Consider the following 11,261-nt stretch of genomic DNA (forward strand, 5'->3'; position numbering starts at 1 on the left):
TCGTCATCTTCATCAAAATCTCCTCAGATATCTTGCCGAGAAAATGCTACTTCCGTATCCCCTTAGTTTCGGGGGGGATTACCGTAGCATCGCTGAGATATTACGTTTCTGACCGGGACAACCAAAAGCCGACGCTCAAAACTGATTTTTGCATTCACCAATGCAGGTGTTTACGGGAGACCTCGACTGTTTGAGCAATTTTGCTCTTCGAACGAAATACAGCATCATTAGTTGGTAGGTCTAACGCCATGAGCACTTTACTGCGGATCAACTGAAAAGACCGCAACAGGAGTAGAAAAGCCACTAAATGTTACGTCACCGATTGGCCTGCATGATCGGTTCTCACCCAAGCCAGCCCGCGTCGCGTCGTCAATCAAAATCGGGCAGGACGCCTTTTTGGTATGTCCCTCAAGCCGTGAGGCGAGGTTCACCTTGTCGCCTATGCAAGTGTAGGTAGCCCGCTGTTTGGTGCCGGCAAAGCCCGCCACAACCTCGCCCGTTGCGATGCCGATGCCCAGCCTGATTTTGGGCTTTTGCTCCGCTGCCTGTTCGAGATTGAATTGCGCAATAATCGCCTGCATGTCCTGTGCCGCAGCCACCGCGCTTGCGGCGGGGTTTTTCAAGGGTTGTGGTGCCCCGAACAGAACCATCAACCCGTCGCCGATCATCAATGTGACAATGCCACCGTGCTGATCAATCGCTTCGAACATCAGGGTGTAGTAGATGTTGAGCAACTCAATCGTGTCCTCGGGAGACTGGCTTTCCGAGATTGTTGTAAACCCCCGAATGTCACAGAACAGGATCGAGGCATGCACGCGCCGCCCGCCCAATTTGAAACCGGTCTCTTGCAGGTCCTTCACAACTTCGCTGGTGGCAAAGCGGCGCAGCAGGGTCTCTTGTTCGTCCCGCAGGCGCTTTTTCTCAAGGCTGGAGGACAGGCGTGCGCGTAAGAGTACCGGATTGATAGGTTTTGGCAGGTAATCGTCCGCGCCCAGATCAATGCAGCGCACGATGTTGTCCACCCCCTCGACCGAGGAGGTGACGATCACGGGTATGTCCTGAAGTGACGGCTCAAGTTTGATGGCTTCCAGCACCTCAAACCCGTCCATCTCTGGCATTTCGATGTCGAGCAACATCAGATCGAATGTCCCCGTCCGCAGCATGTCCATGGCCGCCCGTCCGTTTTCGGCGACTGTTGCGATATATCCCAGCAGTTCAACGCTGCGCGATAGCAGCAGCCGATTGACGCGGTTGTCATCGACGATAAGCAGGCGTGCGCCGGGATCAAACATGCTGCAATTCCTTTAAGGCGTCAGCGGCACGGGTGAATTCCGCTTCCAATTCGGTGACGCTTGCCTGCACCTCAGGCGTAACATCCGACACCTCCATCAGTTCAAGCGCGCGCGCAGGGGTGACCAGAGCATGCGCGCCAAAAACCTCTGCGTTGGATTTGATCGAGTGGGCTGCCCGCCGGAAACCGTCTGCATCTCTCATATCAAGGGCAGTGCGCAATTCATCGAACATGATCGGCGCTTCCTCAAGAAATGCCGTGACAAGCTCCACCACAAATTCGGCCCCTGCAGCCTCTTTCAGTTCGTCATAGACGGCGCTGTCGATTACATCGCTTGTCATTTTGTTCCCCTTCGAACAGACACCAGTTTGAGCGCTTCGATCAGTTTCGGCACGCGAATGGGTTTAGCGATATAGTCGTCCATACCGGCGGCAAGACACATTTCGCGATCCCCTTGCATGGCATTTGCGGTCATGGCGATGATCCGGGGGCGCTGATCCGGTGTCTTGTCACGAGTGATGCGGCGAGATGCCTCCAGCCCGTCCATTTCGGGCATTTGCACGTCCATCAGGACCACGTCATAGGTTTGCCGCGCGACGCTCTCGACCGCTTCAAGCCCGTTGCTGGCAAGGTCCGCGCGGTACCCCATCTGCTCAAGCAGACGCAGGGCGAGCTTTTGGTTCACCCGATTGTCCTCCGCCAGAAGGATCCGCAAGGGATGGGCTTTGGCCAGTTCGGGTTGCGTTTTGGGGCTGTCCGGTTTGGCAGTCGCAGATTTACCACCTACTTTGGGGGCAAAGACCGTCACCAACGTGTCAAAGAGCTGCGATTGGCGCAGGGGTTTGGCCAGATAGGCGTCAAAGAGATCACTTTGCGTCTCAGACTCCCGAATGCCCAGTGAGCTGAACAGGATCAGAGGCAACGACGCGTTGATCTTGCGGATTTCATGGGCCAATGCACGGCCGTCCATTTTAGGCATGTGCATGTCGAGAATGGCAATGTCGAATGCCGCGCCCTCCATCACCCAATCCAGCGCCTCTTTCGGTGTTTCGGTGCCGCGTGCCTGCATCCCCCATTTGTCGGTCTGCAAGGTCAGGATTTTCCGATTGGTGGCATTGTCATCCACGATCAGAACCCGTTTACCACGCAATTCGTTTTGCTCTCCCACCAGATCACGGGCATGGGCCTGAGGCAGGTCAGCGGCGCGGGTCTGAATGGTAAAGCTGAAGGTTGAGCCCATACCCAACCCGGCGCTGGCGGCGGTCATCGTGCCACCCATCAATTCGGCTAGCCGTTTGGAGATCGCGAGGCCAAGGCCCGTCCCGCCATATTTGCGTGTCGTCGAACTATCAGCCTGACTGAAAGACTGAAACATGCGTTTCATCCCTTCCGGTGAAAGGCCGATCCCGGTGTCGCGGACGGTAAAGGTCAACTCCATCAGGTCGCCTTTCAGTGGAGTTGCTTTCACCGACAGAACCACCTCGCCTTCTTCGGTGAATTTGACAGCGTTTGACAATAGGTTCAGAAGAATTTGTCTGAGCCGCGTGAGATCGGTGCTGACCGCTTGAGGCACGCTGTCGTCATAGACGTAAGCCATATCCAACTGCTTTTCAGCAGCACGGCTGCTAACCAGATCAAGCGCGGTTTCGATACAGTCACGCAGATCGACGGGCGCGGTTTCGATGTCCATCTGCCCGGCTTCTATCTTGGAGAAATCGAGGATTTCGTTGATGATCCCCAGCAAGGCATCGCCACTGGTGCGGATGGTCTCGGCATAATCCAGCTGTTCCGGGTTCAGCTCCGTATCCATTAATAGGCCGCTCATCCCGATCACCGCATTCATCGGCGTGCGGATTTCGTGGCTCATGGTGGCAAGGAAGGCGCTCTTGGCCTCATTGGCTTTCTCGGCAGCGGCGCGGGCGTCTTGAGCGTCGCGGAAGAGACGGACGTTTTCGATGGCGATCACAGCCTGATCACAGAAGGAATGCGCCAATTCGATTTCGTCGTCGGTGAAGGCAGATGCGGTTTCTGTCCTAGAAAAGATCAGTACGCCGACACAGTCCTTGCTTTTGATCAAAGGCAGATAAATACTTGACTTCAGGTCGAACTTCTTTGCGGCTTTAATCTCGTGTGGTGGCAAATCGGTTATTGAGAAATCAGGGATGTGGATCATCTTGCCCGTCGTTATGACTTGCGAGGGGAAGTTCATTTCCGGCCTGATCTTCACAGGTCGCGGATCAAGGCGGGCCAATTGCCCAGTATCTTTTGCATACCCGGCGACGGGCACAAAGGTGTCGCCATCGCGTAAAAGAACTGCGCCACTATCGCACCGCATCAGGCGGGTGCCCGCTTCGGCGATGGCCATGAAGACCAGCTTTGCGTCCTCCTGTGCTCCGCTGATAACCCGCAGGATATCAGCAATTGCAGTTTGCCGCACAAGGGCCGTCTGCGTTTCATTGAACAGCCGCGCGTTCTGGATCGCAATGATCGCCTGATCAGCAAAACTTTCCAACAGGTCCATGTCCCGCTTTGTGAACGGTGCCCAGTCAGAAGCACCCAGAATACGTGTCAGAAAAAGCCCGCCCACGGGTTTGCCCTGCCACATCATCGGCGCGACAAGACTGGAGAGGTTGGAGAATTTTTTCGCAATCCGGAACAGCCCGTCAGGCACATCAGACCCGTTCAAAGCATCCGGATAATGCATCACTTCGCCGCTCAGGACTGCCTGTGCGATGATCGTCTGCTCAACGGGCATCGGGCGGTAGGTTTCAGTCGTGAGTTTTGCATTGGCTCCAAAGATAGCCTCAAGATGCACCAGACCGTTGTCATCCAACGTCACAAGCGACAGGTCCGAACTGGGGATCAGGCGCTGGCAACTTTCCAGAATTTTGTCAAAGACAGGTTGGGCATCCTCAACCGAATTGCTGATGACCTCCAGCACCTCTGCGGTCGCGGTCTGCCGTTCAAGGGCTTCGCTGGTTTCCTTGAACAACCGCGTGTTCTGGATCGCGATAACCGCCTGATCGCAGAAAGTTTGGGCCAACTCGATTTCTTCAGCAGTAAAAGCGCGGGGTGTTTTGTTGCGCGAAAACGTCAAGACGCCGACGCATTCGTCGTCGCGCAATAGCGGAAGAAATAGGATGGTTCTTGTATCATATTTTCGCAACACATCCACGTCCTGCGGCTGCAAATCGGCATCTGCGACATCCGTCAGGTGTACCAGTGATTTCGACACCATGGCCTTTGAGGGCATGTTCTGGGTCGGGTCAATCTTGACCGGATCGCTGCGCAACGAGTCCAGCCTACCCTCGGGTGTGAACCCTGCCACCGGAGAAAAATGATCGCCGTCGCGGACCAAAACTGACACGCTGTCACTCTTGAGCAAGTGAACGCCAGCTTCGGCAATCGCGTAAAACACCGGCTTTGCATCTTGCTGCGCGCCGCTGATGACGCGCAGGATGTCTGCACTGGCGGTCTGGCGCACAAGGGCGGTCTGGGTTTCCTTGAATAGCCGCGCGTTCTGGATGGCGATGACTGCCTGATCGGCAAAGCCCTGCATGATGCGCAGTTCCTTGTCGTTGAAGGCCCGTTCCGAGCGCGCCACGCCGACCACGCCGATGCCCTTGCCCTCCCAGATCATCGGGGCGAAGGCGACCGAGTGATAGGACGCAATCCGCGCCATCTTTTGCAGAACCGGCGGGGTGTCTGGGTTGGTAGTGCAATCAGCATAGTTTGCAACCTGCCGCGTGCGTATGGCCTCGCCCGCCGGGGTAATTTCCCAAGGGGCCGGGAAGGTTTTGAGAAGTTCGTCGCGGTAGTTTCCCAGATATGCGGCGACCTGCAACAAACCTTGATCGTCGATCAGGAGCACATCCAGTTCCTCACCGCCAAAGAGATGCTGGCAGCTTTCCAAAATCTTCTCGAAGACAGGCTGCGTGTCCTCGACCGATTGACTGATCACGCTGAGGATTTCGGCAGAGGCTCTTTGCTGCTCCAGCGCTTCGGTCACTTCCTCCGTGCGTTCCTGCAACGCACCAAAAACCTGTGTGTTGTTGATTGCGATCACCGCCTGTGCCGCAAATGTTTCCATCAGGGCGACTTGTCTGGATGAAAACGGCGATACTTTGGAATCAGCAAGAATAAGCACGCCAACGACAACATTGTTCTGAATCAGAGGCACACCAAGAATGGCCCGGTACTTCCCGATCCGTGCCGCTTCTTTCCATTTGTAGTCATCGGACTCTGTGTCTTCATAATACACTGTCTTGGCCAGTGAGGCAGTCTCTCCGATGCAACTGCCTGGGCCAGGCGTAATCGGATTTGCACGCAGGTACCGAATGAAATCATCTTCGATTTGATGTGTCGATTTGATGTGAAACAGTCCATCATCTGGATCGAGAAACGCCATTGCGGCGTATTGCGGCTTACAAATTCGCGTGGCGACATCCAGGATTTCGCCCAGAACCGGATCCAATTCGTTTGGCGATTTGGAAATCACCGTCAATACATTCGACGATGCTTTCTGATACTCCAGCGCTTCTTGCGTTTCGATGAAAAGCTGCGTGTTGCGCAGCGCAATGATCGCCTGATCGCAGAATGATTGCGCCAGCGCGATATCCTGCGTCGAGAAGGCCGTCCGCGTTGTCGTGCCAAGGACCAGCGAGCCGAGACATTCGTCGCCCTGAACGAGTGGCATGTAAATTGCGCCTGTCAGTCCCAACTGCTTGCCGCGCTCCACCTCATGCGGGGGCAGATCGTAATTCACCCAGTCGATGATATGCTGCGTTTCGCGGGTCACCATGGCACGCGACGGGAAATTCATGTCCGGGTCCAGAGGCTGTAGAGGCATTCCGTCCGGGGTAAAGCGGGTGGCCAGTTTGCGCGCGCCTTCCTGGGTTTTGTCGGTGATCAGCGCACCGCCGCGCCGCGCCGCCGCCGCCGGCCCGTAGTGGTCTCCCTTCAGCAGGTGAAAGATCGCCATATCGCAATCAATCATCTGGGCCGCACTGCTGACGATCGTGTCGATCACTGGTTGCACGTCCGTCGGGGATTGACTGATGGCGCGCAGAATGTCGGTGGTAATTGTTTGACGCTTGAGTGCCTCGGTCACCTCTGCCGTGCGTTCCTGCGTTTCACGCAACAGCCGCGCATTCTCAATGGCGATGCTGGCCTGATTGGCAAAGCTTTGGACCAATTCGACGTTTGCGGGCGCAGGCGGCGTCGTGTCTGGCCATGCCAGATTGATCACCCCCCAGACCCGGCCATCGGCCTTGATCGGAACGCCCATCAATCGTTGGAAACCAACTTTTGCTGCCAGCTCCGGCGAGAAATAGTCATCCGTCAGAACATCGTCGATATGTACGGTGGTGCCGCTTGTGACGACCCGCGGCGAGAGGTGGCCACTGGTGCCCTTGAACGGATAATCCGCCAAAAGATCATCAATCGTATCCGACGGAAATCCGGACTGGGCACAGAAATGATAGAGTTCCCCATCGAACCGGTCGAGCGCACAAAAACTTGCGCCACAAAGCTCAGCAGATTTCTGCACGATCAGATTGAACATCGGTTGCAGATCAGACGTGGATTCGTTGATGACTTGCAGGATTTCGGCGCTTGCCTTTTCGCGCACCAATGCCTCAGTCACCTCCGCCGTACGCTGCTGCACCTCGTCAAACAACCGCGCGTTGCCGATGGCGATTACGGCCTGTGAGGCAAACATTTCCAGCAATGCGATCTGCTTGGGCGAGTAGGCCGAGCGCTTCTCGTCAGCCAAGGCAATGACCCCCAGCGCCACCCCGTCCTTGACGAAAGGCACCGCCAGTGTGGTCAGATATCCACCGCGCTGCGCCGCCTCTTTCCATTTGTAGCTGTCGTCGGCTTGGGTGTCTTCGATATAAACGGTTTCGCACAACATCGCCGCACGCCCGGAGCTGCTGCCGTGATTTTGCCGAATGGGGTTCGCACGCAGAAATTCCTTAAACTCGTCATCGACATGGTGCATCGAAATGACGTGGTACAGGCCATCATCGGGGTTCAGAAGAGCGACATAGGCATATTGCGGGTCACACAGCCGTGCTGCCACCTCAAGAATGACGTCCAGCACAGGCTGTAATTCATTGGGAGAGCGGGAGATGACGCCCAGCACCTCGGACGTGGCAGTCTGATACTCCAGCGCCTCTTGAGTTTCAGCAAAAAGGGACGCGTTTGCGATCCCGATGCCGGCCTGTCCTGCGAATGTTTCGACAAGGTCCACATCTGACGCGCTTGGTTTCTGGCCATCCGGAAAGGCAAGGACGATAATGCCCCAAACCTTGGCGCCGACATGGATCGGGACGCCCATCATGTGGCGGAAACCCTTCAAACGTGCAATTGCGTGATTGGGATAATCAGGGTTTTGGGCATCCTCAATATGTGCGGTTTGCCCAGTACGTATCGCCTGAGCGCTCAGGCTGCCTTCTACTGGAGGTGTGGGGGGATTGGCTGCGCTGAACTGCTCCATTTCCTCTGGCGTAAAGCCATGATGGGATATGAAACGGGTCAATTGTCCATCATAGTGCCACATGACGCTGATTTTCGCACCGCAAAGCTCTGCGGCCTTCTGGTTCACCAGATCAAAGACCGGTTGCAGGTCTGTGCCAGAACTGTTGATCACCCGCAGGATTTCCGAGGTCGCCGTCTGGCGGGCCAGAGCATCCTGGGTCTCCTTGAACTGCTGTGCGTTTTCGATGGCGATGACGGCCTGATCGGCAAAGGATTCCACCAGCGCAATTTCATCTGCCGAGAAGGGCTTCACCTCTTTGCGGCTCAGGGTGATGTTGCCAAACGCTACGCCGTTCCTCACCAAAGGCACGTTGAGATGGGTGCGCGACCCCTCCACATCGACCAGTGAGACCCGCCCTGGATGCCCCGCGCGGTAAAGGTCGGTGTCCTTCAAATCCTCCGTATGGACGACGCGGGCTTCATTGACGGCGATGCACATGCCCAAGGGTTCGCTTAGATCGAAGGTGAACCCAATTGGGAAAGACCCTTGATCCTCTCCCTTTGACCCCATCATCAGCAGATGCGTACGGGCCTCGTTGACCAGTTGCAAACCACTGCCCTGCGCATGGCACAGCCGCTCTGCCCGGTCCAGAATGGCGCGAAAGACGGGCGTTTCATCATCGCGGCTCTGGCTGATGACCGACAGGATTTCCTTGGTCGCAGCCTCGTGCTCCAGACGGGTCTGCACCTCGCGAAACTGGCGCACGTTCTCGATGGCGATGACAGCTTGGGCGGCAAAGGTCTCGACTAGTGCGATCTCGTTCTCGGTGAAGGGCGTCACCTCAAGGCGAAAAAGTGTGATCAGACCAATTGCGGCATCATCCTTGATCAACGGCACAAACAGGACGCTACGAAGACCGCTGGTCTCCACCATGGACTGGACCACAGGGCTTCCCGAAGCATAAAGGTCGCTTTGTCCCATATCATCAAAGGCGATTAACCTGCCCTGAACAACACATCTGGCGGCGTAAGACAGGCTGGGATCAACCTTCATCTGGCCGTCATCATACATCTGAACCACACTGGAGGGGACGTTGATATGGGCCGCGAGCTTTTGCACTTCATCCTGCGCTGTTGCGAGGATCAGAGCGGCCATGGGTGCACTGCAAAGCGCCTGCGCCTTTTCAAGAATCGCCCGAAACACCGGCGCTTCATCGTCTTGGGTCTGGCTGATGACCTTGAGCACGTCAGATGTCGCCGCCTCACGCTTGAGCCGGTTCTGGATTTCGCGGAACTGGCGCACGTTCTCAATGGCAATCACGGCTTGGGCGGCAAAGGTCTCGACCAGCTTGATTTCGGAGGCTTGGAACGGGCGCACCTCGCGGCGGCTCATTGCGATGGCACCAACGGCAAGATCGTCGCGCATCAAAGGGACGACTAACCGGGTGCGAATGCCTTCGACGTCGACCATTTGGAGCGCGGCCGGGGCGCCGCTCTTGTAGGCTTCAGTTTCTGCGCAGTCGTGAACATGCAGGACCTTGGCGGCCCGTATTGCCACACCTGCTGTGAGCATCGAATCAAATGGCCAACTCGCGCCGACATTGAGCGTGGTGCGGTTGTGCCCCCAGTTTGCCGCCAACTGAAAAGACGTGCGTTTCTCATTGGTCAGTATGAGGGCGGATTGATCCGCACTGCACAGCGTCGCTGCCTTTTCCAAAATGATGTCAAAGACTTGCCTCTCATCTTCACGGCTCTGGCTGATCACGCTCAATATATCGCTTGTCGCCGCTTCCCGCTCCAGGCGGGTCTGCAATTCACGGAACTGGCGCACGTTTTCAATGGCTATGACGGCCTGGGCTGCAAAGGTTTCGACAAGCTGAATTTCCAACGGTGAAAAGGATCGAACAGCCCGACGGCTTAGCGAAATGCAGCCAATGGCAATGCCGTCCTGCAAAAGCGGCACAATCAGCCGTGTCCGAACCCCTTCGGTTTCCACCAGATCGACAGCAATCGGATCGCGGCTCTTGTAGGCATCTGTCTGGGCATAATCCGCGATGTGAACGACCTTGGCTGATCGGATCGTCGTAACAACTGAAAGGGGCAGATCAAGAGAGAATTCAAGGCCCGGCTGCCACGCCGTGCGGTCATGCCCCCAGTCAGACATAAGGCGGACATGTGTGCGGCTGTCATTGACAAGCTGGAGCCCACCCTGATCCGCACAGCACAAGATGACGGCTTTTTCCAAAATCATGTCAAAGACCTCTGTCTCGTCTTCGCGGCTTTGACTGATGACCCTCAGGATGTCGGATGTTGCTTCCTGCTTTTCCAGCGAGTCCCGAAGCTCTTTGAACTGGCGCAGGTTTTCGATGGCGATGACCGCTTGAGCGGCAAAGGTCTCGACCATAGCGATCTGATCATCCGTGAAGGGTTTCACCTCTCGCCGGTAGAGGGCGATGTTACCAAGGCAAAGGTCACCTTTCATCAGCGGTACGGCCAGAAATGTGCGCACGCCTTCCACATCTACAACGCTGGTGCGTATCGCATCACCCGCGTCATAAAGCGTTGTTGCAGCAAGGTCATCGAAATGCACAATCCTGCCTTCGCGCATGGAAGTGTTTGTGGCAAGCGCGGAATCGAGGTGCCAGACCGTCTCGCCCACCGCCAAATGGCGCAGTTTTTCTCCCCAATGGGCGACCATCAGTGCCGTTTTACGGTCGTTCTGAATGATGTTGAGGCTGGCCATCGGCGCACCACACAGGGTGGCCGCGTGTTCCAATATGATGTCGAACACCGGTTGGATATCGTCTTTTATGCCATTGATCGCACGCAGAATTTCAGCCGACGCGGTGGCCTGCGCGCGCTGCTCCACCAATTCCGCTTCAAGTGCTTGGAGCTTCTGTTTGGTCGCTTTGTCGGTCGAGGGAATATCTGAAACCACGTGGTGCGCTCTCTGCTACAGTTGAAATGCAAAAGTCAGATCGATAGCAATACGGTAATCACAAAATGCTATTTGCTTTCGGTTTCATTGTACAGGCGGCACTGGGTCTGGCATGGGCTCACGTTTACATCTCACGATCCCGCTTGGGACGTCTGGTTGGGGCCGCTGCACCGACAATGCCGAATAAAGCTGCAAATGTTTGGTTTGGGCCGACCCTCCCAAAGTCAATGTCCGCTTTGCGGGGCGGTCTCAACTGATCGACGCAACACATGCATTGAAACGCTCTGCGGGAGTTTCGTATCCTAGCGTCATACGTGGTCGCTCGTTGAGCTGTCTTGCAACGGCGCTCAGCTTTGCTTGACTATGTATCGACAAATCTGTGCCCTTTGGAAAGTACTGTCGCAGCAGGCGGTTGGTGTTTTCGTTTGAACCGCGTTGCCACGGGCTGTGAGGTTCGCACAAATAGACGTCAATATCGGTGGCTAAGGTGAACTTCTTATGAAGTGGTCCGGCAAAATTGGACAGCGTGCTAAGATGTATCCAACCCGAACG

The 11,261-nt window shown here is 55.9% G+C and carries 4 protein-coding genes; all 4 read right to left on the bottom strand.

What is annotated here, in order from left to right:
• Nucleotides 1-257: 257 nt before the first annotated feature.
• On the bottom strand, nucleotides 258-1,292 hold the full coding sequence (locus V7730_RS20105) for an adenylate/guanylate cyclase domain-containing protein (RefSeq protein WP_335749358.1): 1,035 nt from the start codon (nucleotides 1,290-1,292) through the stop codon (nucleotides 258-260).
• Nucleotides 1,285-1,632: an Hpt domain-containing protein gene (locus V7730_RS20110; RefSeq protein ID WP_335749359.1), complete on the bottom strand. Its 348-nt coding sequence runs from the start codon at nucleotides 1,630-1,632 to the stop codon at nucleotides 1,285-1,287. Before V7730_RS20110 ends, V7730_RS20105 begins: the two co-directional genes overlap by 8 nt.
• Nucleotides 1,629-10,709 carry a GAF domain-containing protein gene (locus tag V7730_RS20115; protein WP_335749360.1) on the bottom strand — a complete coding sequence of 3,027 codons (9,081 nt, stop codon included), beginning with the start codon at nucleotides 10,707-10,709 and terminating at the stop codon, nucleotides 1,629-1,631. The genes V7730_RS20110 and V7730_RS20115 overlap by 4 nt, the downstream gene beginning before the upstream one ends.
• 249 nt (nucleotides 10,710-10,958) lie before the next feature.
• A partial coding sequence (locus V7730_RS20120; protein ID WP_335749361.1) for an IS30 family transposase occupies nucleotides 10,959-11,261 on the bottom strand: 303 nt, incomplete at its 5' end.

The organism is Sulfitobacter sp., from assembly GCF_036961165.1.
GTDB lineage: Bacteria > Pseudomonadota > Alphaproteobacteria > Rhodobacterales > Rhodobacteraceae > Sulfitobacter.

Excerpts from the sequence above, each read along its gene's own strand:
- V7730_RS20110 (WP_335749359.1), bottom strand. The coding sequence starts at position 1,632 with ATGACAAGCGATGTAATCGACAGCGCCGTCTATGACGAACTGAAAGAG.
- V7730_RS20105 (WP_335749358.1), bottom strand. The coding sequence starts at position 1,292 with ATGTTTGATCCCGGCGCACGCCTGCTTATCGTCGATGACAACCGCGTC.